Source organism: Exiguobacterium sp. s168 (assembly GCF_018619035.1).
In the GTDB taxonomy this organism is placed as follows: Bacteria; Bacillota; Bacilli; order Exiguobacteriales; family Exiguobacteriaceae; genus Exiguobacterium_A; species Exiguobacterium_A acetylicum.
The window spans coordinates 241,002-265,359 of sequence record NZ_JACSNE010000001.1 but is presented as its reverse complement, the minus strand read 5'-3'; the positions used below and the strand labels follow the sequence as shown (position 1 = coordinate 265,359).

At 48.2% G+C, this 24,358-nt stretch carries 23 protein-coding genes; 3 read left to right on the top strand and 20 right to left on the bottom strand.

Annotation, left to right across the window (positions count from 1 at the left end; all coding sequences use genetic code 11):
* Position 1: 1 nt before the first annotated feature.
* The 5 genes from KNQ15_RS01360 to recU all read right to left on the bottom strand — a co-directional run bounded on the left by KNQ15_RS01360 (position 2) and on the right by recU (position 7,424).
* Positions 2 to 562, bottom strand: a complete 561-nt coding sequence (locus KNQ15_RS01360) for an SLOG family protein (RefSeq protein ID WP_214727308.1) — start codon at positions 560 to 562, stop codon at positions 2 to 4.
* On the bottom strand, positions 559 to 1,764 hold the full coding sequence (locus KNQ15_RS01355; protein WP_069940822.1) for a ribonuclease H-like domain-containing protein: 1,206 nt from the start codon (positions 1,762 to 1,764) through the stop codon (positions 559 to 561). The genes KNQ15_RS01360 and KNQ15_RS01355 overlap by 4 nt, the downstream gene beginning before the upstream one ends.
* The gene (locus tag KNQ15_RS01350; RefSeq protein WP_214727306.1) at positions 1,761 to 4,025 is read right to left on the bottom strand and encodes a DEAD/DEAH box helicase; all 2,265 of its coding nucleotides are present in this window, start codon (positions 4,023 to 4,025) and stop codon (positions 1,761 to 1,763) included. Before KNQ15_RS01350 ends, KNQ15_RS01355 begins: the two co-directional genes overlap by 4 nt.
* 103 nt (positions 4,026 to 4,128) lie before the next feature.
* On the bottom strand, positions 4,129 to 6,777 hold the full coding sequence (locus tag KNQ15_RS01345) for a PBP1A family penicillin-binding protein (RefSeq protein WP_214727292.1): 2,649 nt from the start codon (positions 6,775 to 6,777) through the stop codon (positions 4,129 to 4,131).
* Positions 6,778 to 6,797: 20 nt separating this feature from the next.
* Positions 6,798 to 7,424, bottom strand: coding sequence for a Holliday junction resolvase RecU (gene recU / locus KNQ15_RS01340; protein ID WP_214727360.1), 627 nt, complete (start codon positions 7,422 to 7,424; stop codon positions 6,798 to 6,800).
* Between the two features lie 74 nt (positions 7,425 to 7,498).
* Here recU and KNQ15_RS01335 point away from each other — a divergent pair, with 74 nt between their 5' ends.
* Positions 7,499 to 7,801, top strand: a complete 303-nt coding sequence (locus tag KNQ15_RS01335; RefSeq protein ID WP_023468613.1) for a DUF1798 family protein — start codon at positions 7,499 to 7,501, stop codon at positions 7,799 to 7,801.
* 175 nt (positions 7,802 to 7,976) lie between these two features.
* Positions 7,977 to 8,891 carry a DUF3800 domain-containing protein gene (locus KNQ15_RS01330; RefSeq protein WP_023468614.1) on the top strand — a complete coding sequence of 305 codons (915 nt, stop codon included), beginning with the start codon at positions 7,977 to 7,979 and terminating at the stop codon, positions 8,889 to 8,891.
* Between the two features lie 38 nt (positions 8,892 to 8,929).
* Here KNQ15_RS01330 and nth read toward each other — a convergent pair whose 3' ends face one another.
* The 13 genes from nth to bshA all read right to left on the bottom strand — a co-directional run bounded on the left by nth (position 8,930) and on the right by bshA (position 21,880).
* Entirely contained in the window at positions 8,930 to 9,586 is a 657-nt protein-coding gene (gene nth, locus KNQ15_RS01325; protein WP_058264836.1) for an endonuclease III, read from the bottom strand.
* A gap of 4 nt (positions 9,587 to 9,590) precedes the next feature.
* On the bottom strand, positions 9,591 to 10,169 hold the full coding sequence (locus tag KNQ15_RS01320; protein WP_029341990.1) for a DnaD domain-containing protein: 579 nt from the start codon (positions 10,167 to 10,169) through the stop codon (positions 9,591 to 9,593).
* A 75-nt stretch (positions 10,170 to 10,244) separates the two neighbouring features.
* Positions 10,245 to 11,534: an asparagine--tRNA ligase gene (gene asnS, locus KNQ15_RS01315; protein WP_214727346.1), complete on the bottom strand. Its 1,290-nt coding sequence runs from the start codon at positions 11,532 to 11,534 to the stop codon at positions 10,245 to 10,247.
* A 29-nt stretch (positions 11,535 to 11,563) separates the two neighbouring features.
* Positions 11,564 to 12,745, bottom strand: coding sequence for a pyridoxal phosphate-dependent aminotransferase (locus KNQ15_RS01310; protein WP_029341992.1), 1,182 nt, complete (start codon positions 12,743 to 12,745; stop codon positions 11,564 to 11,566).
* Between the two features lie 14 nt (positions 12,746 to 12,759).
* The gene (locus tag KNQ15_RS01305) at positions 12,760 to 13,227 is read right to left on the bottom strand and encodes a hypothetical protein (RefSeq protein WP_029341993.1); all 468 of its coding nucleotides are present in this window, start codon (positions 13,225 to 13,227) and stop codon (positions 12,760 to 12,762) included.
* A complete protein-coding gene (locus KNQ15_RS01300) occupies positions 13,224 to 13,394 on the bottom strand; it encodes a YpmA family protein (RefSeq protein WP_069940825.1) in 171 nt (56 codons plus the stop codon). The genes KNQ15_RS01305 and KNQ15_RS01300 overlap by 4 nt, the downstream gene beginning before the upstream one ends.
* Before the next feature lie 62 nt (positions 13,395 to 13,456).
* Positions 13,457 to 16,273 carry an ATP-dependent DNA helicase DinG gene (gene dinG / locus KNQ15_RS01295; protein ID WP_353048880.1) on the bottom strand — a complete coding sequence of 939 codons (2,817 nt, stop codon included), beginning with the start codon at positions 16,271 to 16,273 and terminating at the stop codon, positions 13,457 to 13,459.
* A 102-nt stretch (positions 16,274 to 16,375) separates the two neighbouring features.
* On the bottom strand, positions 16,376 to 16,759 hold the full coding sequence (gene panD, locus KNQ15_RS01290; RefSeq protein WP_029341994.1) for an aspartate 1-decarboxylase: 384 nt from the start codon (positions 16,757 to 16,759) through the stop codon (positions 16,376 to 16,378).
* A 2-nt stretch (positions 16,760 to 16,761) separates the two neighbouring features.
* Positions 16,762 to 17,592 (bottom strand): pantoate--beta-alanine ligase, encoded by an 831-nt coding sequence (gene panC / locus KNQ15_RS01285; protein ID WP_029341995.1) that lies wholly within the window; start codon positions 17,590 to 17,592, stop codon positions 16,762 to 16,764.
* Entirely contained in the window at positions 17,589 to 18,428 is an 840-nt protein-coding gene (gene panB, locus KNQ15_RS01280) for a 3-methyl-2-oxobutanoate hydroxymethyltransferase (protein ID WP_029341996.1), read from the bottom strand. Before panB ends, panC begins: the two co-directional genes overlap by 4 nt.
* A 257-nt stretch (positions 18,429 to 18,685) precedes the next feature.
* Positions 18,686 to 19,648 (bottom strand): biotin--[acetyl-CoA-carboxylase] ligase, encoded by a 963-nt coding sequence (locus KNQ15_RS01275; protein WP_029341997.1) that lies wholly within the window; start codon positions 19,646 to 19,648, stop codon positions 18,686 to 18,688.
* Positions 19,618 to 20,751, bottom strand: coding sequence for a CCA tRNA nucleotidyltransferase (locus KNQ15_RS01270; protein WP_029341998.1), 1,134 nt, complete (start codon positions 20,749 to 20,751; stop codon positions 19,618 to 19,620). Before KNQ15_RS01270 ends, KNQ15_RS01275 begins: the two co-directional genes overlap by 31 nt.
* Positions 20,738 to 21,880, bottom strand: a complete 1,143-nt coding sequence (gene bshA / locus KNQ15_RS01265) for an N-acetyl-alpha-D-glucosaminyl L-malate synthase BshA (RefSeq protein ID WP_029341999.1) — start codon at positions 21,878 to 21,880, stop codon at positions 20,738 to 20,740. Before bshA ends, KNQ15_RS01270 begins: the two co-directional genes overlap by 14 nt.
* A gap of 170 nt (positions 21,881 to 22,050) precedes the next feature.
* Between bshA and KNQ15_RS01260 the strand changes: the two genes are divergently transcribed.
* On the top strand, positions 22,051 to 22,938 hold the full coding sequence (locus tag KNQ15_RS01260) for a YitT family protein (RefSeq protein ID WP_029342000.1): 888 nt from the start codon (positions 22,051 to 22,053) through the stop codon (positions 22,936 to 22,938).
* Between the two features lie 42 nt (positions 22,939 to 22,980).
* Here KNQ15_RS01260 and KNQ15_RS01255 read toward each other — a convergent pair whose 3' ends face one another.
* On the bottom strand, positions 22,981 to 23,661 hold the full coding sequence (locus KNQ15_RS01255; protein WP_023468628.1) for a zinc metallopeptidase: 681 nt from the start codon (positions 23,659 to 23,661) through the stop codon (positions 22,981 to 22,983).
* A 45-nt stretch (positions 23,662 to 23,706) separates the two neighbouring features.
* Positions 23,707 to 24,309, bottom strand: coding sequence for a DUF1405 domain-containing protein (locus KNQ15_RS01250; protein ID WP_029342001.1), 603 nt, complete (start codon positions 24,307 to 24,309; stop codon positions 23,707 to 23,709).
* Between the last annotated feature and the right edge of the window lie 49 nt (positions 24,310 to 24,358).

Below are 24,358 nucleotides of genomic sequence, written 5' to 3'. Positions count from 1 at the left end.
TTCACTCCCACTGATCATTGTATTGTAATTCTTGTTCGAGCCAAGATAAATCATCTTGTGTAATTAAAAACAACTGATAATCGGATTGTTCCATTTCTATTCTAGCACGCTCTACTAAAAATTTCGCCGATCCTCCATGTTCTTCATCAAAAACCGACAATAATCCTTGGCTTTTTTGAATCATGAACTCGGTTTTATTGCGTAACTGCGATGGATCCGTATACGGTTTCTGACTGATTGCTTCGACGAAGTCAGCTTGTTCAAGAATGGAGAGGTACTGCGCTTGAACTGGCTCTTTCCAGCGTGCTTCCTGTTCCAAGAACGGCAAAAGAATACCGAGACGAATATGTGGATACTCTTCCTTTAATTCAAGCACGACCTCGCATGCCCAGATTTCGCAACCCGGTGAGGCATTCGTGATAAACCACTCTGTACCTCGATCCTCAATTAAGCGAATCATCCGCTCTCGATATGCTGCCTTTAAGATCCGGATACCAGGATGTTTTTGATCAAAGATACCTAGTTCATTGGGTTTGTAACCTGTGATGGCGATAACTTTCACGCGTCACACTTCCTTTTTAACCGACGTCCTCGATGATCTAGCTCTGCCAAGATTCGTTCTTTTTTAGTAATCAACCAATGATGTCGCTCGACGTGTTGTCGTGCTCGTTCCGTATAATCATAAGCAAGCACTGGATCTTTTGCAATGTGCTCTGCCCACTTCGCAAGTTCGACATACCCTAAATAACTGTTGCTCTTCAAGAAACAATCTCGAGCTAGTTCATAGTTCTTCATTTTTTTATGCAAATAACCTTGGCGCAACCATCCTTCTGCGGATAGTTCTTTGACTTGTTGAAAATGAGCGTGTGATCCTTCATGAATTCCGAGATCTGCCAGCCAAATCGCGATGTTTTCTTGAATCGGAGAAGGTGCCTCCGCTCGATGTGTGACGAGTCGGTTGCATGCATCATAGAGTCCGACAAGCGTCAAACAATCATCCAGATGATGTTGCAAGACCCCTGTCATGATATCCGGATGCTGGTGTTCGACGTACTGGAAGTAATGCATGGGTGCCAAAAATCCAGGTAAATCCCCTTCCCGTTCGAATCCGATCCGCTCTTCCATCGCTGTCAACCGATAGGAATCATACATTCCTTTAAAGATCCGTCGCGCAACATGAAGTAAATCAAGATGACCGACTTTCGGCAAACGAGGAACACGTTCCCGAACGAAGACATGACGTGTCTTGATTTGCGGCCAATCAAAGCTTTTCCCGTTATAGGTCACGAAGCGGACATCATCTCCGATATCATGCAGGAAGTGATGGTAAAAGGCAGCTTCAAAGTGCGGATGCGGTAAGAAATATTGCCGCATCAGCAATCCACCCTGCTCAAAGCGCGCGAACCCGAGTAAAAAGATCGTCGTTCCGGTTCCTCGTAATCCTGTCGTTTCCGTATCAAAGAAAATGACTTGCTCAAGTGGAACATCCAGTGCAAGTGGCGGATGAGGAAGCTGTAAGGACTCATACACTTCAGCAAAACTTCGATCTCCATGCCGATCTGTTAATGCATATCGCTTGTCGATCCTGACGATCCACTCTTCTTCGAACGTCAAGATATCGGCTCCACGATCAATCCAGGCTTGCTGTTCGTCAGTCCATCCGACTGTGGTCTCCGCTATTTCCGCTTCAGAAGCGGAGGACGCAGGAGCATCTGGTGCGACGTCTGATGTAGATTTCAGCATTCGTCTAAGACGATTTTTCATGATAGTTCCTTCTCCATTTCTGCTAACAACTGAATCGTTCGTTCTTTCTCGTCTGATACGCCGACCATACCGATACAAGCAGGACAACCGTCCTGACAAGGGCATGTGACGATTGAATCACGGGCGGCACGCAACATGACACCGCGTTGCTTATAAATCGACTGGGCGAGTCCAACACCACCCGGGTAACGGTCATACAGATAGACGGTCGGCTGTTGTGTGTGAGTCGCCTTGACTTGCGGCACGACGAAGACATCACTGGCATCACACATCAAATAAAGTGGTGCAACACGCCGTAGACTATTCGCGACCCCTTCTAACACTTGTTCGAGCTCCGTCGAAGAACGTGCATGATCAGGTAAAGTGAACCAGACACCTGTTGTGTGAATTTCTCGTTCCGGTAAGTGAATCGGACCCGACCCGATGTTCTCATGCGTACCGAATTTAATCTTCTTGAACATCGTCGCCATCCCCCGGACACTGACATCGCCACGGGCAACACTATATTCTCCCTCTGCGTATCGTTCATCTTCTTCGAGTACGGAAAGGTCGACTGAAAAATTAGCATCTGTATAATAATCGACGTCTACAGCACGGACAAAGGCTTTTTTCTCTTCAAAATCCAAATGTTCGACTTGATATTGGTCGGCTCCATGCAAATAGATTGCCTCGTCATGCAACAACGTCATTGCACTGAACGTATCCATCTCACCGATGACCCGATTCGGTACTTCGGTCTGATCGACGATGATGACGTTCTCTTGATCACTCGATCGAAGCGAAATCCCGTGTGCTGGGAACGCATCGTTCATCCAATAAAAGCGATCGCCTCGTTCGTGCAAGACGCGTTCCTCGACTAAGTATTCAAGGATATCCTCCGTCTCAAGCGACCCGAATGATTCTCCTTTTGTAAAGGGGAGTTCGAACGCTGCACATTTGACATGATCGACAGCAATGATCAGGTTATCCGGGTCAAGTCGTGCTGCTTCAGGTGACTGGTTCAAGAACAGTTCTGGACGTTCTGCGACGTATTGATCGAGCATCCCTGAAGAAGCGACAAGAATGATCAACGCATCATCTTGGCGGCGCCCCGCTCGTCCTGCTTGTTGCCAGAGTGAAGCAATCGTTCCCGGGTAACCGTTCATGATACAGACTTGCAGTTGACCAATATCAACACCAAGTTCGAGAGCATTCGTCGAGACGATACCCGTGATTTCTCCTTGGCGTAACCGACGTTCGATATCGCGACGTTCACTTGGCAAATAGCCTCCTCGATATCCTTCGATTGATCGTGGACCAAGTTCATGTGGGTAGATGCTTCGCAAATACGTCAGTAAGACTTCGACGCGGACGCGTGAACGTGCAAAGACGATTGTTTGGAACTTTTTTTTGATGAAACGCATCGCTAATTGTTTCGTCTCGAGTGTCGCTGAACGTCGTATCCCGAGTTGTGCATTGACGATTGGCGGTTGATAAACGAGAAAATGTTTACGACCAGTCGGTGCACCGTTGTCATCAATCAGACCGACTGATTTTTCTGTTAACCGCTCTGCTAACTCCTTTGGATTGGCAATCGTCGCACTCGTCATGATAAAGACCGGGTCACTGCCGTAATAACGACAAATTCGTCGGAGCCGACGAATCACATTCGCGACATGACTACCAAACACTCCACGGTACGTGTGTAACTCATCGATGACAATGTATTTCAAGTTCTCAAATAGTTCGATCCATTTGGTGTGGTGTGGCAAAATCCCGGAATGCAACATGTCTGGATTCGTAATGACGATGTTTCCTGCTTTTCGCACTTTTGTCCGAATCGTGGGAGATGTGTCGCCATCATAAGTAAAACAACGGATTGGCGCTTCTAATTGATCAATCAGTTCCAGTAACTCACTATTTTGATCTTGTGCGAGAGCTTTTGTCGGGTAAAGATACAACGCTCGCGCGTTCGGATGCTCTAGCAAATGCGATAAGACCGGTAAATTAAAACAATAGGTCTTTCCGGAGGCAGTCGGCGTGACGATGACCGTCGACTCTCCCGCTTGTACACGTTCATACGCTAGCCCTTGATGACGGTATAACTGGTTTATTCCACGTGTACGTAGCGCTTGCCGCAAACGTTCCGGTAGTTGTTCTGGAAAATCGACGTAGCGTCCAGCTGTCGCTTCCATCGTTTTCATATACGTAATCCGCTCCATGAACGAGCGGTCCTGTTTCAGTTCTTCGAGAAATGCAACGAGCGTTTGTTTCGCTTGCATACCTTCACTTCCTTCCACTTCTCATTATACAAAAAAAGAGGCAAGACCAAAGAACGATCTACTCGTCTTTGGTCTTGTCTGCTTTACAGGTGATGATCTTTCATTACTCTTCAGAGTCATCTCCACTATCATTCGAATTATTGTTGTTATTTCGTTCCGTCGAACCATTCGAATTGTTTTGCGCGTTTGCGCCATCATTTGAATTCGGTTCATCTGTTGCTGGTTCGTCCGTCGTCGGTTCGTCTGTTACCGGCTCATCCGTCGTCGGTTCGTCCGTTGTCGGTTCGTCCGTGGCCGGTTCGTCCGTTGTCGGCTCATCCGTCGTTGGTTCGTCCGTCGTCGGTTCGTCCGTCGTTGGCTCATCCGTCGCTGGTTCATCCGTCGCTGGTTCGTCCGTTGTCGGTTCATCCGTTGTCGGTTCATCCGTTGTCGGTTCTTCTGCTTCAGGATCCGTGACCGTGACCGTTGTCGAGACCGGACCTGATTCTTCTCCAGAAGCTTTTGCTACGACTTGGAACGTCGATCGTCCTGGCTTCAATCCATTGATGGCGATTCGATTCGTCGTACTCGTACCAATCGTTGATGTTTCGCCGTCAGCATCTGTCATCGTCACTTCGAACGATACATCATCATAGCCATTGGCACGAAGCGCAGCATCATTATAGTTCCAAGTCAGTTCACCGCTCTTTGTGTCTTCATCGTAAGATGCTTGTAATCCAGTCGGAGCGGGTACCGTCTTTTTTTCAACGACAGGTTCCTTCGTCCCTTTCACGTACAATTCGTTTCCGATACTGAGGACGGAACTAGGCTGTTCAAATGGTGCTGGCGTACGATCGCGCGTTTTTGTAATGAAATCTTTCCAGATTTGCTGTGCCATCGTACTGTTATACGGACCACTGAGTCCAGATCCGTTGTTATTTCCAGATTTCGTCGTTCCTGTCCAAACACTGATTGAGACATCAGACGTATATCCTGCAAACCAAACATCTTTATAGGCATTCGTCGTTCCGGTCTTACCGGCTGCATCAAATGACAATCCAGCACTTGGGAACGTACCGCCTGGTTTTAAGACATCACGAAGCATGTCCGTCAACATATAAGCTGTATAGTCTTCCATCGCTTTTTTCGATTTGATCGGTGATTTGATTTTTGATCCATCACTGTACTCAATCGATTTGATGACGTGTGGTTTGATATAATCGCCACCGTTACCAAGTGTTGCATAAGCTCCAGCCATCTGCGTCGTATTGAAACCGTGTTTCATCCCACCAATCGCATACGCTGGAGAAATCGACTCATCATCTTTCATTTTCAAACCAGATTTTTCAGCGAATGCTTCGACTGAATCACCACCGATTTCTTGGTACGTTTGGATGGCTGGTGTGTTTGCTGAGATTTTTAACCAGTGACGAATCGTGTTCGTGCCACGGTATCCATCGTAGTAGTTTCCAATCTCTTTACCGTTGACTTCTGTTGGTTTATCCGTCAATTGTTTCGCAGTCGACCATTTATCGTTCTCGATTGCTGGACCATAGGCAAAGAATGGTTTAGCAGACGAACCCGGTTGATGCGGTTCATTCGCAAAGTTTCGTCGCGCCGTTCCTTTACCTGGATTTTTACCATCCACGACCGCAAGGATTTCTCCTGATTGCGTGTTGACTGCTGTCGCAGCTGTTTCAGCGTATTCCGGTAACTGAACGATTTGGTCTTTCTTAATGGCTTCATTCATATAGTCGTGCATCGGTTTATCAATCGATGTATAGATCTTTAACCCTTGACCATAGATATCTTTACCTTCAAGACCAAAATCATCTTCTAACTCTTTAGACACCATGTCGAAGATGACACTATCGTAGGACTCATCCTTCGTTGACTTCGGTGCCGGATTGATTAATTTCGAAATCGGTTGTTTGACTGCTTTATCCCGTTGTGCTTCTGTAATGACGCCTGTCGTTTGCATCGCATTGAGAACTTGCGTCTGACGCCATTTCGTTAGCTTTGGATCTCCTTTGATTGGATCGTAAGCTGTCGGACGTTGCGGGAGTCCTGCAAGCATCGCGGCTTCCGCATAATTCAACTTATCAACAGACTTGTTGAAGTAAGCCTTTGAAGCCGTCTGGATTCCAAACGAGTTTTGACCATAATAGTTTTTGTTCAAGTACATCTCTAAAATTTGATCTTTTGTATAGTCCTGCTCTAAACGAATCGCGAGCCATTGCTCCTGCACTTTCCGCGTAATCGTCTTATCAAAGCTGAGGAACGACTGTTTGACGACCTGTTGCGTAATCGTCGAAGCCCCTTCTGATCCGAATCCATCTGTCACGTTCGCGATGATGGCTCCGCCCAGACGACGGAAATCGATTCCGTTGTGCTGATAGAAACGACGGTCCTCAATCGATATGAATGCGTCTTTAACGACTTCCGGTACTTCATCGATTGATACGTATTCTCGACTCGTTCCGCCTTTCGTAATCTCTTCCTTATTGCTCGCATAGATTTTCAATGGCAAAGCATCTCGAAGTTCTGTCTCATCGAGCTCAGGTGCCGTAGCAATCGCGTAAGCGGCAAATCCGCCTCCGACCAACATCATGACGATGAATAGTCCAGTAGCAATCAGCAATAACTTTTTCCAAAGGGGTCCTTTTCCACCGGAACCTCCACCTGACTTTTTCTTTTGGGGACGTTTCGTCCGTTTCATCTTTTTCTCAGATGACTTCGTCTCTTCACGACGTGCGACACGACTTCTTTCCATATGCTATCCTTCTCCTTCAATCAAAAAGTGTCTGAATTGAAATATAGTTCGTCCACTGCCTTTAAATAATCGATGGCAGGGTACGCGCCAGTCTCGACTTTGATACCGTCTCGTTCAATGACCGTCAGCGGAATTGATTTTCGTCCGCTTTCTAGCTGATCCCACCAGGGGAACACGTGCTCGACTGAAAGCACATATTGCACATTATACAGACTGAAACGAATGATGACAAAACAAATTCCTCCATGTTCGACACATTGGCGCATGTGTGCGATTTGATGGGGGTGAAAATTTTTTATCGGGAAGGACGTTTTGTTCGTCGTCTCCTTCGCTTCGAAATCAATATATTTTCCGCGATAAACACCGTTATAGTCCGTCGTCGACGGTTGCTTGAAATAGGCTTCCTTGACGACCGCTGCCGACCGTTTTGGATAATCGACTTGGACGATTTGTAACGGAGTGGGTTTCTTGTGAATGATTGCCCGATTATGGGTCAAGTAAAACGTATTACTTTCATTCAATAATTTTTCGAGCGTCATCCCTCGATTTGAAAAGGTTGAATCGGTTGATCGCGCCTTCTTGATTCGGGTTCCCTGCGACTCGAGTGGCTTTTGAAATTTTTTCCCATTCGGGTAATTCAAAACGATTCCCCTCCTATCGCGTTTATTGTACCATGATATGTGATTGTACCGTATCGGCCGAGAGGAGTAGTTAAAAACCAATGACAATTGAACCGTTATTACAAGAGATTGAACGTATTTATCAAGAAGGACGTGCCGGAACCGAATATGACTTCAATCGAGACGTCGTACCGTTCGTTGAACGAGCGGATCAACTGATTGCACAGTGGCAAACGAATGCCCAAGATAGTCCTTACTTACGACCTAGCATGGTCGAAAGCGCCGTTGATCAACTGAAGCAAATTTCCGTCCAAGCATTTCAGCCGAAAACGAGTCTGAAGCGCTTCAATGAAACAATTAAATCCGTTCGGTATATCGATCGCTTGATGAATGGTGAAGAATAACGATTAAAAAACAGGAATTATCTTCCTTAAGTCGAACACCTAATCATACGAGGGAATGTTTCTACGGTTTCACTTATCAGGCTATAGCTTTTCAATCGCCTAGCGTGTAAAGTGGCATCAAGAGCATTTCTTTCGAAAAGACTGTGTAATTATTGTGCAACTGGAGGAGATTCATTTGAACAAACGGGTACAATCGAACGTCAAAGGCGTTGACGTCAAAGGATTTCCTAAGAATTCAACCCCTGCCCCGAAGAAATACATCATGTTCGTCGACGAAACTGGGACACCGAAAGGGAATACACAATTCAACTTAACGGGTGTCTTGATGGAATATAAATATGCCATCGATTCGGATGAGACCGGTGAACCAAGTCCGCTTCGTCAACGTTTGATGGATTTTAAGGCAAAAGTTTTTGAAGATCCACATATTCCCCTTCATTTGAAAGAGATTTTAAAAGCTGAGCATCCGTACGGTAAAGAAGATGGCATCACGATCGATATGCTACGACATTTCTGGATCGCCTTGCCGGAATTTTTAGTTGATATCGATTGTACGATCGTCAGTGTCGAAGTCGATAAACAGAAGCTACAAGACTTCTTCTCGACACCGAAGGATCCGTATGTCGTTGCCTTCGCCCATCTGATGAAGTCGTTTTATTCCTTCCTTGATGAGACAGAAGCAACGAGTGCGCGTGTCGTCCTTGAGAGCCGTGATGATTATCAAAACTTGCTCATTCAAAAGGCGTTCTTCGATATCTTCAATTCGGGAACGGTCCATCTCGACGTCGAAAAAAGCCGTCAAAAAATCAAAGGCTTCATCTTTGCTGAAAAAGACAGCGACCTCTACCAATCTGGTCTTGAGATTGCCGACTTGGTCTGCTTACCTTTATCTCGCGTCCGTCGTGGTGTCATCGAGGTAAAACCGCGGTTTGTCCATTATGGGGACGAAAACCGGATTTTTAAAGCCATCAAAGATAAGATTTACATTCGCCGTGATAGCCCGGACCAAGATTTCCGAAACTGGGGATTCAAAAAAGTACCGATCACGAAAAAGCGTCGTGAATGGTCCGATACTCCTTGGAATGGATGATATGCAAAAAAAGTGGATCCGGTCTCGGATCCACTTTTTTATGGTGTAGCTAGTCCTTTTGTCCGCTTTTTTCCCTCTCGACACATATCAAGTAACGGGCACGCTTCACAGTTCGGACGTTGTGCCTTGCAGTGATACCGTCCAAAGAAGATGAATTGGTGATGGAGCTTTGACCACCGCTCCCGTTTGAAACGGCGCATGAGTGTCGCTTCGACCTGCGTGACATTATCCTTCCAGCGACAGATCCCGAGGCGTTTTGAGACACGTTCGACATGTGTATCGACCGCAAATGCCGGTACATCAAAGGCGACAGACAAGACGACGTTCGCCGTCTTACGTCCAACGCCAGGTAATGCTTCGAGCCCGGCGCGTTCCGTCGGGACTTCTCCATCGTGTTGCGCAAGGAGTTGTGCCGCAAGCGCCTTGATGTTTTTTGCTTTATTCCGGTATAATCCAAGTCGTTTGATTTTATCCTCGATTTCCTCGACCGGTGCCGTAGCAAGCGAAGCAGGATCCGGATACGCCGCGAATAATCCAGGCGTCACCTGATTGACGAGCACATCGGTCGCTTGTGCACTGAGTGCGACCGCGACGACAAGTTCAAACGGATTACGGTGAATCAACTCACAAAATGCATCTGGAAACATCTCTTCTAGCGTTGCTTCAATCCGATCGATTTCTGCTTTTCGTAACATCTACTCAACCTCCCCGCCCTGCGAGATCCTCGAGCGTCTTGATCCCTTCACGTTCCCACGTCCGTAAAATTTGATTGATATAAGTCATTTTACGGACATTATGATAGACCGCTTCTCGAAGTGCGGCAAGCACCAGTTCTTCCGAAATGTTCTCGATCGTCAACCACTGAATGATCTGCTCCATCTGAAACGGTGACATCATCCCGAGTTCCCGTTCGAATTGTTGGAAGACGGACGGATTAATCGTATCAAAGTTCGGTGTTTCCTGTTCCGGTGGTGCCATCAGCTTTTCGTACAGCGGAACAAGCGAATAACGTTCTGATCCGTTGACGTTTTCCATTGCCAGTAATCCTTTTTGCAATAAACCGAGAGTCGTCTCGATTGTTTCCGTCTCTGATAGTCCGAGTCGATTGCTTAACTCTTCCGGTGACGGCATTTCCATGCCTTCCGCCCGACAAGCAAACAGTTGACCAATCAATGTGAACTCGACAAAACTGATGCCTAACCGTTTTGCCTCGGTGAACAATCGTTTCGGTAAGACGACGGTCCCTTCTTCAAATAATTGCACTAAATTATGATTCATCGTATTTCCTCGATTCTCTAGTCTAAACAAGAAATCGACCCGTCGAGACGATGGGTCGATGTTTTTCTTTACTGCTTAAGGATAGAGACGGTTCAGCAGACGTGGGAACGGAATCGTTTCCCGAACGTGCTCGACGCCTGTGATCCAAGCGACTGTCCGCTCTAAACCAAGACCGAAACCACTGTGTGGCACAGAACCGTATTGACGTGTTTCAAGATACCATTTATAGGCACCCGTCTCGTCAAGACCGTGTTTCTTCATCTCCGCGAGAAGTTTCTCATGATCTTCCTCACGTTGTGAACCACCGACGATTTCCCCGTATCCTTCTGGGGCAATCAAATCATCACATAAAACGAAGTCTGGGTTTTCCGGATCTTCTTTCATGTAGAACGGTTTGATCGCTTTTGGCCAGTGCGTGATGAAGACAGGACGTGCGAAGCTGTTCGCGATTGCTGTCTCGTGTGGTGCACCAAAGTCATCGCCGAATTCGATATCGTCGAATCCTTGCTCCTTGAGCATGTCAATTGCTTCCGTATACTTGACGCGTGGGAACGGTGCGTTGATATTCTCAAGGACCGTCAAGTCACGACCAAGTAATTCGAGTTCCGCACGACAGTTTTTGAGTGCCGATTGCACGAGGTGCGAAACGTAGTTTTCTTGGACTTCGAGGTTCATCTCGTGGTCGTGGAATGCCATCTCAGGCTCCATCATCCAGAATTCGATCAAGTGACGACGTGTTTTTGATTTTTCAGCACGGAACGTTGGACCGAACGAGAAGACCTTTCCAAGTGCCATTGCTGCCGCTTCCATGTAGAGCTGACCAGATTGTGAAAGGTACGCATCTTCATCGAAATATTTCGTGTGGAACAATTCTGTCGTTCCTTCTGGCGCGCTACCTGTCAAGATTGGTGGATCCACTTTAATGAATCCTTCTTGGTTGAAGAATTCGTACGTCGCTCGAATCAATTCGTTCCGAACGACCATGACCGCATGTTGACGCTTTGAACGCAACCAGAGGTGACGGTTGTCCATCAAGAAATCCGTTCCGTGTGCTTTTGGAGTGATCGGATAATCGACTGCTTCATGGATGAGCTCAATCTTAGAGATTTCCATTTCATGACCGATCGCTGTCCGACCGCCGTCTGATTTGATGACACCTGTCACCCAAAGTGACGATTCCTGCGTTAAGCTTTTTGCTTGTTTGAATAAGTCTTCACCGACTGTTTCTTTGACGACGACACCCTGCATGAATCCAGAGCCATCCCGAAGCTGGAGGAAGGCGATCTTACCGCTTGAGCGTTTGTTTGCTAACCAACACCCGATCGTCACTTCTTCTCCTACATATTTGTTTACATCTCGAATCATTGCTTTCAACAGTCAACATCCTCTCTCTATTAAACGGCTGTATGTGCCGTGATGAATCCTTCAATCCGGTCGAGTGCTTCTAAGACACGTGCCGGGTCCGTCGCGTAAGATAGGCGGACATAGTCCGGTGCACCAAATCCTGAACCTGGAATCAAGGCGACCTTCGCTTCAGATAAAACAGCTGTACACCAGTCGTCGACATTATCGAATCCACACATCTCAGCAGCTTGCTTTGCATGTGGGAACAAATAGAATGCCCCTTCCGGCTTCAAGCACGTCAATCCTTTGATTTCATTGAGTCGTGCATAGATTTTCTCAAGTCGTTCCTCAAAGATGACACGCATCGCTTCGACCGGTGCATCGCCTTCTGCATACGCAGCAACCGATGCTGCTTGCGCAATCGATGTCGGGTTCGACGTCGAATGGCTCGCTAAGTTTGTCATCGCTGAGATGATTTCCTTCGGTCCGATTGCATACCCAATCCGCCAGCCTGTCATCGCATGGGACTTCGAGACACCATTGATGATGACCGTCCGTTCGCGCATCTCTGGCAAGGACGCGATCGAGATATGTGTCGCACCGTTATAGAGCAACTTTTCATAAATCTCATCACTGATGACGAGTAGATCATGCTTGATCGCAACATCTGCTACCATCTCGAGCTCTTCTTTCGAATAGACCATTCCTGTCGGATTCGATGGTGAATTCAAGACGAGTGCTTTCGTTTTTGGAGTAATGTGTTGCTCGAGCAATTCCCGTGTCACTTTGAAGCGAGACGATTCGTCCGTTTCTAAAATGACCGGTACACCGTCACTGAGTTTAATTTGCTCCGGATAACTGACCCAGTATGGTGCTGGGACGATGACTTCATCGCCTGGATCAAGAATCGCTTGGAACAACGTCGAAAGTGCATGTTTTGCTCCTGAAGCGACCATGACTTCCGAACGTTCGTATGACATCCATAAGTCCCGGCGTGTTTTTTCGATGATCGCATCCTTCAAGGCAACCGTTCCGCCAGACGGCGTATACTTCGTATCGCCCGCTTCTGCTGCCTCGAATGCTGCTTGGATGATGAATTCCGGTGTATTGAAGTCGGGCTCTCCCGCACCTAAACCGATGATGTCTTGACCTTCTTCACGTAGTGCCTTGGCTTTCGCTGTGATGGCTAGCGTTGTAGATGGTGTCAATTGTCGTACGCGTTTCGATAACATGTCGCCCACTCCCTTTACTTGATTCGTAATCGTTTGATGAAAGAACCTTCTTGATACGTGTAATACGAATAATCATAACCTGTCGTCGTCTTTGAAACGATCTCGATGACGGCACGATCCTCAAATCCGTACTTAGCAGACACGATGTCTCCGAGTTCCGGATGATCCGCGATGACCGTTTTGATGGCAATACCATCAGCAACCGGTCGTGCCTCAATCGTTCCTTTTTTCGGAACGAACGCCCGTACCGCCTGTCCGTTCTGCTTCATCGTAAAAACGACATATTGACGTTTCCCGTTAAAGACAGACTCGAACCGGACGTCCGTCGGTTTGAGTTCTTTTTTCAGACGTGCCTCTGCTTGCTCGGCGACGCTCTGTTCCCGGTCTTTTGCCTCAGCAATCGTCACCTGATAAACGGCGGTGCCAAGCACAGTCAAAAGGATGAGTGCACTCAGCAGACCGAGCGTGATTTTCCACTTCATGTGCGGTAGATGGTGAAGACCATCTGCTCCTTGTCTTTTTCATCGAGAGCAAGACCGAACATTAAATCTTCCGTTTTCAGTGTCCGATTCAACAAGTCTACGATTTTATACGTATCCTCATGGCGGTTCACTTTGACGGTCGCAAGTGTTTCAATTTTTGAATCCATCTGTATGTCCTCCCTCATTTTTCTCTATCTATTATAATGCGATAGGGTTTATCTGAATAGACTCAATCGTCATCATTCAAGAACAATTCTAGTTCTGCCGTTAGTTCATCAAGTGGTTTTGATAAAACAGGCACTTTCGGCAGACTCGTAACGAACCGTTTTCCATAACGTGTCGTCTCGATCCGTCGATCGAGTACGAAGACGACACCTCGGTCGTTCGTCGTCCGGATCAAGCGACCAAATCCTTGCTTAAAGCGAATGATGGCTTGCGGTAAACTGTATTCGAAAAATGATGATTTCCCGAGTTTTTCGATCCGTTCCGAACGTGCCTGGACAATCGGTTGGTCCGGTGGTGCAAACGGAAGCCGGACGATGACGAGACAACTGAGGTCATCTCCTGGGATATCGACCCCTTCCCAAAAACTAGCTGTTCCGAACAAGATACAGGCGTCGAGTTGTTTGAATTGTTTCATCAGTCGTTGCCGTGAACCTTGCGTGACCCCTTGCGAGAGTAACGTAAACCGGTCAGGTAGTAACGGCTTCGTCGCTTCATGCGTCAGTCGAAGTAAATCGTTTGACGTAAATAAGACGAGCATCCGCCCTTCCGTCACCTCTGCGATTTGTAAGATGGCTTCTGCAATCGTCTCTGCGAATTCCGGCAATGGCACATCCTGTAGGAGCGGAAGATCCGTCGGAATCATCAATCGCACGTTATCGGCATATCCGAATGGTGACGGAACGACGAATCGACGTGTCTCAAACGCATCAAGTCCTAATCGGTTCTCAATGAATTGGAACTTGTTCGAGACGGTCAACGTCGCAGACGTCAGGATACACGTCCGTTTCGAAAAGACATCGCGACGTAGTCGCTCTGAAATATCGATTGGTTGTGTATACACGCGTGTCAGTTTTCGATTCTTAACGGACGTTTCGATCCAAGATACCGTATCGTCGTGCGGAGCAAGCATTGTCTCGAAGATGGCGAGCTCCGCTTCTTCGATTTGAGACGTGATCGCTTTTAAATCCGCGACGAGTGAACGCTCCCGATAACTCATCTGCTCACGGTGTTCGTGGAATAGTTTATGAATCGCACGGATTGCTTGACGCAAACGACGCAACACTAATTCAACCCGCTTGGCACTCTCTTGAACAGCACGCATCGAACGGTCGAGTCGCTTGAAGCGAATGCTGACCATCCCTTCCCGACGTGCTTTGCGGGAAGCCAGTTCGAGCCCGTACGCTTGAATGATCATCAACAGCCCGTCCGCCTCTTCGAGCAATGTCGTCAACGCCTCATCGACTGTCTCACTATGGGCTTCGACCATCTCGGCGATGTCCCATTCTTCCGACAGATCGAGCAAGCGGTGTAACAATTTTTTGTCGGACGAATATCCGAGTTGTCGGAACAGACGATCAAACGTATGTCCATCAAAGACGAGACCAAAGTGATGACTCGCGACTTCTTCGATCTGGTGCGCCTCATCAAGAATCAACGGACTTCCTTTCGGTAAGACCCCTGCCTCGAATTGAAGGTCACTAAACAACAAGGCGTGGTTCGTAACGATAATCGTCGCATCCTTTGCCTGGCGAATCGCGTGTTGGAAGAAGTCCCGGCTGTACCATGGGTCAAACCGTCCAAGCTGCGATTGGCTATCAGACTGGATCAACTGTTTGATGCCGATATTGCCTTGCGCAGCACCGCCTGGTAAGCTGACTTCTTCTAAATCTCCCGTTTCTGTTTCCGTCAACCAGACGAGCAGAATCGCTTTTGCGAGCGTGAAGTTATAGGCATCCTCTTGATCATTCAAGAAAAATTCGAATTTCCGTAAATCAATGTAGTTACTTCGTCCCTTAAGTAATGCAATCTGGACCGGTGCCTCGAACAGCTGACGCAAGAGCGGTAAATCACGCGCGAACAATTGCTCCTGCAATTGAATCGTGTGCGTACTGACAACGATCGGTACTTCATGTTCGAGTGCGTAATGCGCTGCAGGCACAAGATAACCGAGCGATTTTCCTGTTCCCGTCCCTGCTTCGACGAGCAACGGTGTTTCTTGATCGAGCGATTGATAGACATGACGCATCATCTCGAGCTGCCCACGTCGCTCTTCATATCCTTCGAATAGACGAGGGAACGTGACGGCATTCAATTCATCAACGAATGGTCCAAACGGTTCAAGGACGGGTGGATGTGCCAACCGCTCTATCGTCTGGCGTTTTTTCAAAGCGATTTTTCGAAAACGATCGAATCGCTCATCCTCTTCGATACCGACTAAACGAATCGCATGGTCGATTTCCTCTTCGATGGCACTGAACAGGCGCGGTGATAAACGTCTTAAGTGCTTCAATGTCTCAAGCGGCAACGTATGTAGTCGTTTGAGTAGTTCAAGCAACAATTCAGCCGTCGCCGAAGCGTCACTCCCTGCCCGGTGCGCCTCTTGATGGGCAAGGTGTAATGACTCTGACAGATGCGACAGCGCGTGGCTTTCTGCTGTCGGAAGTAAGATTCGTGCGAGTTCGACCGTATCAATGACAGGACCTGTGTACGGCAAGTATCCTTCCTCTTCTAACGCATCGTTTAAGAAGTTTAAATCGAACTGCACATTATGTGCGACGAAGACACCACCATCGAGCAATGATAAGACACGCGGTGCGATGACATCGAATGTCTCGGCCTCTTTGACATCCTCATCTGTGATGCCCGTCAACTGGGAAATGAACGGAGGAATCGGTTGGGTCGGACGCACGAAGGCAGAAAATTGTTCTGTCAACTGCCCGTCTTCAATGACCGCCATGCCGATCTCAATCATCTCATCGCCAGCCTTTATGGAATGACCTGTCGTTTCCAGGTCGACTACGACGTACTTTTTCTTCAACACTGATCCTCCACCTTTTATCCATCCTCTCCATGATCGGACGGCATCTCATTCTTCATCTTAACAAAAAAAGAGACCCGCTGACATGATCGGGTCTCTAAAATTTCATAAGATCGTGTGGGCGATTTCTTGAGATAACATTTGTTTGATGTCGTTCTGCTCATTTAGAACAGCCACTTTTGGGACATGTGTCGCGATTTCTTCCGTCGACAATTGCGCATACGCCATGATGATGACCTCATCCCCGACTTGGAAATGACGTGCTGCCGCACCGTTTAAACAGATGACACCTGAACCGCGCGCACCTTTGATCGCATACGTTTCAATCCGCGCACCGTTCTGGTTGTTCGTCACTTGGACTTTTTCATTTTCAAGAATTCCGACAGCATCGAGTAAATCTTCATCAATCGTAATCGAACCAACATAGTGTAAGTTTGCCTCGGTGACCCGGGCCTTGTGTAGTTTAGCGTGCATGAATGTGCGTAACATCGTCATGCTCCTCTCGTATATAGTAAATTATCGATCAAGCGTGCCGATGCGAACTGCACGGCGACAGCTAAGAGAATCGTAGTCGTTTGTTCAGTGACAGGTCGTAGTGATGGATAGTCGACAGCTTCGACGTAATCGATCGTGGTCCCCTCGAATTGAAGTGCTTCGCGAGTCTGCTCGAGAACCGTTTCAACCGGCACCCCTTGATCGAGTGCTTGTTTCGCTTGTTGTAACGCCTGCTGGATTCCCGGTGCTTGCGCACGTTCTGTTTCCGATAGATAGACATTACGTGACGATTTCGCTAGACCATCTGCTTCGCGAATGATTGGGCAACGGACAATCTCAACCGGAACAAAGTAATCAGCGACATACGCTTCGATCAATGCGAGCTGTTGTGCATCCTTCAGACCGAAATACGCACGGGTTGGACGGACGACGTTCAACAGTTTACTGACGACCGTCAAGACACCGTCAAAATGCCCTGGTCGTGATGCTCCGCATAAGACATCATCACCGGAGCGGACCGTAACACGGGCCATATCCAGCGGATACATTGTCTCGTTCGTCGGATAGAACAGATAATCGACTCCTTCTGCCTCCGCGATTTTCTGATCCCGTTCTGCGTCTCGTGGATAACGATCCAAATCTTCGTTTGGTCCGAATTGTGTCGGGTTGACGAAAATACTCAAGACGACGACATCATTTTCTTGTCGTGCTTGTTTGAGCAAGGAAGCATGCCCTTCATGCAAGAATCCCATCGTCGGTACAAAACCGATTGAACCGGCTCCCGCTAAATGTTCGCGTAACGTCTGGACGTCCTCGATAATCTTCATTCCTTGTTCCCTCCATAAAGCGCACCAATCAGTTCTTCGTCCATCTGGAACGAATGTGCTAGTTCAGGGAAGGCACCGGCTTTGACGTCTTTGACGTAAGCTGCGATTGCTTCCGTTCCTGAAGTATTCCAGTCCGTGTACGCTTTAACAAACTTCGGTAAACGACCGACGCCATACGTCAAGATGTCATGATAGACAAGTACTTGACCGGCGACTTCTGCGCCGGCACCGATTCCGATGACGGGAATCGAGAGGAGCTCTTGAATCCGTTTCGCGAGCGGATGCGGCACACACTCGAGCACGAGCATCTTCGCTCCGGCACGCTCTGCTTCCAAACTGTCTGCAATCAGTTGTTCGGCTGCTTCTAGTGATTTCCCCTGGACCTTGAATCCTTCAAGAACGCCAACGGATTGTGGTGTTAATCCGAGATGCGCGACGCAAGGCATCCCAGCATCCGTCAAACGACGAATCGTCTTTAAGATTTCCCCTGCCCCTTCTAGTTTCAAGGCATCTGCCTGTGATTCTTGGAAGATGCGGGCTGCTGATTCAAGCGTGCGATCAAATGAACCATGATAGCTTGCGAACGGCATATCGACGATCATGAACGTCTGTGGTGCGCCGCGGCGAACGGCACGCGCATGATGAACCATGTCGTCGACCGTGACGGCAATCGTTGAATCATAGCCGAGGATGACGTTCCCGAGGGAATCGCCGACGAGCAACATATCAACCCCTGCTGCCTCCGATAGTTTTGCTGAAGGATAATCATACGCCGTCAACATGACAAGCTTCTCTCCAGCTTGTTGTTTTTTGAGTAATGGACCCATTGTGTGCATTGTGTTCTCTCCTTACGTGTGTAGGGAGGACAAAAGGAAAACGCCTTCTTCTCCAAAATAAATGCATGCGGAAAAGAAGGCGGAATAATTGAATATCGTCCTTCTGTCCCTGTCCGTTAAGATCAAGGCAGTTGAAACAGCTAAAACTGGCACCTGTCAATTCGGTATGGTTCCGATGAGCGGATACCATCCGTGGCTTTATTATACATGACGGGAAAAGCTCTCTGCAAACCGTCTGATTCAAACCCTTATTCTTTTTACCAGTAAATCAGCTCTGCTGAATGGAAACGGGTCTCACCTGTTTCCGTCTTAATCCGAATCGTACCCGTCTCGTCAATACCGAGCAATGTTCCGGAAGCGGTCGCCTGACGTGTCCGTAGTGTCACTTGTTCATGTAAGCGGTCAGCGAGTGTTTCCCACTCGGAGACGAAAGATCCGAACCCTAGCTCGAGCCACTGCGTGTATAGTCGTTCAAATCGATTCAAAAACGTCGCGACGACTTCCGCACGTCGGAAAGTTCTTCCTGATTCTCGGACAAGCGAGGTAGCACGATCTTTGATGCCTTCGGGAAACTGTTCGTGATGGACATTGATGCCGATGCCGATGATGACCGAACTAATCCGGTCCGCCTCGGTCTGCATTTCCGTCAAGATGCCTGCTACCTTACGACCGTTAATCAAGATGTCGTTCGGCCATTTAATCGTAACCGGAACATCGAATGTCCGGAGAGACTGTGCAAGTGCAATACCTGCTACAAGTGTTAATTGACCTGCTTGATGCATCGGTACATCTGGTCGGACGAGTAGACTCATCGCGATGCCTTCATTTTTCGCCTCATGCCACGTTCTCCCTAGCTGTCCGCGTCCATTCGTTTGGTGATCGCATACGACGAGTGTTCCTTCTGGCGCATGCTGTTGCGCTTGTTCATGTGCAATCCGTTGCGTTGTATCCAGTTCTTCGAAATGAAGGAGGTGGCGACCAAGACACGCTGTCGTTAACCATTGTTCAATGGCAATCGGCGTTAGCAAATCGCCTTCATCGACTAATTGATAACCTTGTTTTTTATTTGAGATGATCTGGTATCCTTCTTCTTTTAAAATTTGCATATGCTTCCAAATGGCGGTACGTGAAATATTTAACGTCTCTGCTAATTCTTGTCCGGAATACCACGTCCGCTTACGAAGTGCGATCAAGATTTGTTCTCGGACTGAGTGCGCCATCGCTCTACCTCCTCCATTAATGCCGTTCGGTCGTTTGGACAAGATCGCATGACGACGCTATTCTCCAAGTGCAAGAGCGCTTCCTTGATCTGTTGCTTTTGAAGACCGAGGCGGATCATATCTTTTCCGTCGACAGCGAGCTCTTTGCGACCACGAATCGGTAAATCCGAACGATCCGGATAATGCTTTCCCGTCATTTCCCGAAGAGTCGTCAGTTCTGAGTCCGACAATTGATAACGATCCCAGTCCTGTAACGGTCGATGCAACAGGGGTGCCAAACGCGTAGCGAGCTGGACTTGATGTTTCGATCGTTTCCAGCGCGTCAATTGGTCTCGCGCAAGACCCGCATCGAGCACGAGTGTCCAGACGGCATCTTTTGAAACACCCCGAAGCGACTGCTGCGCAAGTCCTTTGACGATTTCTGAAGTCATGCCGGGTAAATAGCGTTCGATGCCAGTGCGTAGCATCGCCTGTAACGCCCGCTGTTTTCCCGGACCAAGTAAGAGCTTCTCGAACTCGATCGCGATCCGCTCAATCGCAACGGCCGCTAAATGTGGGGCAAGTTCCGTAATTGCTTGTTCCGTCGCCTCGTCAAGCGAGAAGTCCAGTTGACTCATGAAGCGGAACGCCCGCATCATCCGAAGCGCATCTTCATTAAAACGTTCGGTCGGTTTGCCGACCGTCCGGATGATCCGCTCTTCGATGTCACGCGCTCCTCCGAATAGATCGACGCGACCCGTTGGTCTGAGTGCCATCGCGTTGATTGTAAAGTCGCGCCGGGTCAAATCCTCTTCCAAACTGACACCAAGCGTCACCGCATCCGGTCGCCGGCGATCGCTATACGTTGCTTCCGAGCGGAACGTCGTGATCTCGTACGGCACGTGGTTGAGTAAGACCGTTACGGTTCCATGCTCAAGTCCTGTCGGAATGACGACAGGGAATAAGTCGATGATTTGTTCCGGTAACATCGAGCTCGCTAAATCATAGTCTCCAGGTGTCCGGTCGAGCAACATATCACGAACGGCACCACCGACGATATAGGCTTCACCGCCCGCTTGCTCGATTGTTTTAATGATGTGATGTGCACCTTCAAGCAAGTTCATGACGCGCACACACCCGTTCATAGACTTGTTCATAACGGCGGACGATCTCGTTCGAATCAAAACGACGACGCGTATCGCGAATGCCCTCTTCTGCCATTCGCTCCCGTAACATCGAATCATCTGCGAGTTCACCGATTCGTGCCGCAGCTACTTTGACGTCGTAGGTTGGAACGATATACCCGGTTACGCCGTCTTGTATGACTTCCGGTAAGCCACCTGCTGTCGAGACAACACTCGGGACTCCAATTGCCATCGCCTCAAGGACGACGAGTCCGAATGCTTCTTTTTCCGACAACAGAACATGAATATCACTGATGGCGAGCAACTGCGCGACGTGTTCCTGTTTACCAGCAAAGATCACTTTGTCGTAAATGCCGAGTTCCTTTGCGCGACGTCTCGTTTGTCCCATCTCTGGACCATCCCCGACAAGTAAGAGACGCATCTTCCGATCTTTCGCTGCAATGGCGAACGCTGCAAGCGTATCATCAATTCGTTTGACCGGTCGGAAGTTCGAGATATGAATGACGACGACTTCGTCCGCTTCGATGCCGTAATGCCGCTTCAAGCGTTCATCCCGCATCGGATAATAGACACTCTCATCAATCGAGTTCGCAATGACATCGATGTCGTAGTGTGCGTTGAGCGTCGCATTCGTCTCAAGCGCTAGACTCTCTGAGACGGCCGTGACCGCGTCTGATCGTTCGATACCGTAACGAATTGCCGGTTGCATCTCTAAGTCTTGCCCGATGACGGTGATGTCCGTTCCGTGTAACGTCGTCACGACGGCGACACCTTTTTTCTTTGCCATGTTTCGTCCGAGATCTGCACAGACCGCGTGCGGAACGGCGTAATGGGCATGGATGACATCAAGATCAAATAAATCAATGATTTCTGCGACTTTTGACGCCAACGTAATGTCGTATGGTGGATATTTAAAGACGGAGTACTGGTTGACTTCAACCAAGTGTACCGTGATGTTTGGACGATATTCTGTCAGCCGAAACGGCATGCTGGATGTAATGAAGTGAACGTCATGTCCACGATCTGCTAGTTTCATACCAAGTTCCGTTGCGACGACCCCACTCCCGCCGACGGAAGGATAACAAAGAATCCCAATTGCTTTTTTCATGATAAGACCACACTCTCTTTATGACTTCTATTCGTCTCTATTCTAAGCAATATCGATCGGAATGACCATACTGATCACTTTTCGACTGATTTTCATAGGAAAAGCTAGTCTTTTTCCGACCGTGCCGTTACCCTAGAGAAAGAGTCTTGATTTGAAAGGAGCATACGGAAATGGCACCTCCATTCCAATTTCCGATTCGGATCCAGAACATTTTCTGGATTTTGGTCGGGTCATTCATCTTTGCTTTTGGTATTTATCATTTTAACGTTCAAAACGAGTTAGCAGAAGGCGGTTTTACTGGGATTACCTTAATCTTAAAAGGACTGTTCGGATGGTCTCCATCGATCACGAACTTAGTGTTGAATGTCCCACTTTTTTTCGTCAGTTATAAGATTCTTGGTCGAACGACCTTCGTCTACACGTTGATCGGTACATTCAGTTTTTCCTTCTGGTATGGATTGATTGCCAAATATTCACCTCTTGTCATCGACCTGCGCGACGATATGGTGCTTGCCGCGCTCTTTGCAGGTGTATTCATCGGCGTGGGTCTTGGTATCATTTTCAACAACGGCGGTACGACAGGTGGCGTCGATATCATCGCGCGTTTGACGAAACGCTACTTCGGTTGGTCGATCGGTCGAACATTCTTAATCTTTGATTTCTTCGTCATCGTCGCATCCTTGACGTATCTCGATTACAAACAAGCGATGTATACGTTACTTGCCGTCTACGTCGGCGCCCGTGTCATCGATTGGATGCAAGAGGGCACTTATGCTGGTAAAGCAGCGATGATCATCAGTGATCACCGGACGGAGATTGCAGACGGCATTCATGCGACAATGAATCGTGGCACGACCCGTCTGATCGCAAAAGGCGGTTACTCCGGACGAGATCTCGAAGTATTGTACGTCGTCGTCGCTCGTAATGAAATCAATCGCTTGAAGACACTTGTAAAAAGTGTCGATCAACATGCTTTCATTACCTTACATGACGTTTATGAAGTAACGGGAGAAGGCTTCACGTTCGACGAAAACCGGGTCCCAATCAAAGAAACGTAAAAAAACACGGATCGCTCACTTGAGCAATCCGTGTTTTTCTGTTTAATCATCACTTGATGGGTTGAAGACGAGCAGTGCAAGACGAAGAAACTCGGCGACGGCAACGAGTGTTGCTGCGACGTACGTCCAAGCCGCTGCGTTCAAGACACGACGTGAACCACGTTCTTCTTCGGCATCAATGATACCATGCTCCGTCAACTGCGCCATCGCTCGATTCGAGGCATCAAACTCAACTGGTAACGTGACGAGTTGGAAGATGACGGCACCAAGCATCAAGACGACACCCAGCATCGCAAGACCACTGAAACCGGCAAATAGACCAATCAACAACAGTGGGAACGATAAGTTCGACGTAATCGACGCGACAGGTGCGATCCGGTGACGGACACGCATCATATTGTAATCCGTCGCATCTTGAATGACGTGACCGATTTCGTGTGCTGCAATCGAAACGGCTGAGACCGTCGAACCGTAATAGACGTCTTCCGACAAACGAACGACTTTGTTCGTCGGGTCATAATGGTCGGACATCGTTCCACCAATCGGCTCGAGACGGACGTTCGTGATCCCGTTCTGCTTCATGATGAAGTCGGCGACCTGCGCTCCCGTCACCCCACTCTGAATCGGAACATCTTGATATTTTTTATAGGTGCTCCGCACCCGCATCTGAGCCCAAATCGGGACGATGATGATGATCGCGAGATAGATCAAATAGTTTGCCACGAGACATCGTTCCTTTCTTTTTTTGATTATAGGTCTATTTTATGTTCAAGTGATCTTATTGTCAATTGAATCGCGTGCGACAAGCAGATATCCCATCAAAAGACATAATCCGGTCAACCAGAAGGAGCCGTATCCGATCCACTGAATGTGCTCCGCAAGCGCCGGATAGCGCGGCCATTGTCCGAGGACGTAATCGACGACATCGTTGTGGATGACCCAGATGGCGACGAGGACGAGCTCCTTGACGCGAAACGTCATCAGCGGACTGTATAACAATGCCTGGAACGCCATCGCTCCGTGCGACACCATCAACATCAGTGCCATCGCCGTTAAGGTCGCATTCTCCATTCCGAGTTGATTTAACATCAACGCATTCATGACGACTGCCCAGACGCCATATTTAATCAATGTCACGAACGCGAGCGCTTCAAACAGTCGGGAACGTCGTCCAAAGATCCAGAGAATGACGATGATCGTAAAGAAGAGAGAGGCGGTCGGGCTATCCGGAATGAACGGATAGTAATACCACTTCGATGTCGCAAGTTGCGGTTCATACCAGATGTAGCCGTAGATCGTTCCTGCTAAGTTGATCAATCCGACGATCCAGAGTACTGCTTTATGGCGGAGTAATGTCAAAATACCTTGCAATCGTTTCACCTCATCATCGACAAAAGCCGGAGGATTGCTCCCCCGGCTT

What these genes read in the sequence shown, in the direction of transcription:
- KNQ15_RS01320 (WP_029341990.1), bottom strand. Translation starts at nt 10,169, where the DNA reads ATGAATCATAATTTAGTGCAATTATTTGAAGAAGGGACCGTCGTCTTA.
- KNQ15_RS01335 (WP_023468613.1), top strand. Translation starts at nt 7,499, where the DNA reads ATGACAATTGAACCGTTATTACAAGAGATTGAACGTATTTATCAAGAA.
- nth (WP_058264836.1), bottom strand. Translation starts at nt 9,586, where the DNA reads ATGTTACGAAAAGCAGAAATCGATCGGATTGAAGCAACGCTAGAAGAG.
- panD (WP_029341994.1), bottom strand. Translation starts at nt 16,759, where the DNA reads ATGTTACGCACATTCATGCACGCTAAACTACACAAGGCCCGGGTCACC.
- KNQ15_RS01260 (WP_029342000.1), top strand. Translation starts at nt 22,051, where the DNA reads ATGGCACCTCCATTCCAATTTCCGATTCGGATCCAGAACATTTTCTGG.
- asnS (WP_214727346.1), bottom strand. Translation starts at nt 11,534, where the DNA reads ATGATTCGAGATGTAAACAAATATGTAGGAGAAGAAGTGACGATCGGG.
- KNQ15_RS01355 (WP_069940822.1), bottom strand. Translation starts at nt 1,764, where the DNA reads ATGAAAAATCGTCTTAGACGAATGCTGAAATCTACATCAGACGTCGCA.
- KNQ15_RS01310 (WP_029341992.1), bottom strand. Translation starts at nt 12,745, where the DNA reads ATGTTATCGAAACGCGTACGACAATTGACACCATCTACAACGCTAGCC.
- KNQ15_RS01345 (WP_214727292.1), bottom strand. Translation starts at nt 6,777, where the DNA reads ATGGAAAGAAGTCGTGTCGCACGTCGTGAAGAGACGAAGTCATCTGAG.
- KNQ15_RS01275 (WP_029341997.1), bottom strand. Translation starts at nt 19,648, where the DNA reads ATGGCGCACTCAGTCCGAGAACAAATCTTGATCGCACTTCGTAAGCGG.
- KNQ15_RS01300 (WP_069940825.1), bottom strand. Translation starts at nt 13,394, where the DNA reads ATGGATTCAAAAATTGAAACACTTGCGACCGTCAAAGTGAACCGCCAT.
- panB (WP_029341996.1), bottom strand. Translation starts at nt 18,428, where the DNA reads ATGCACACAATGGGTCCATTACTCAAAAAACAACAAGCTGGAGAGAAG.
- panC (WP_029341995.1), bottom strand. Translation starts at nt 17,592, where the DNA reads ATGAAGATTATCGAGGACGTCCAGACGTTACGCGAACATTTAGCGGGA.
- bshA (WP_029341999.1), bottom strand. Translation starts at nt 21,880, where the DNA reads ATGAAAAAAGCAATTGGGATTCTTTGTTATCCTTCCGTCGGCGGGAGT.
- KNQ15_RS01350 (WP_214727306.1), bottom strand. Translation starts at nt 4,025, where the DNA reads ATGCAAGCGAAACAAACGCTCGTTGCATTTCTCGAAGAACTGAAACAG.
- KNQ15_RS01270 (WP_029341998.1), bottom strand. Translation starts at nt 20,751, where the DNA reads ATGAACTTGCTTGAAGGTGCACATCACATCATTAAAACAATCGAGCAA.
- KNQ15_RS01305 (WP_029341993.1), bottom strand. Translation starts at nt 13,227, where the DNA reads ATGAAGTGGAAAATCACGCTCGGTCTGCTGAGTGCACTCATCCTTTTG.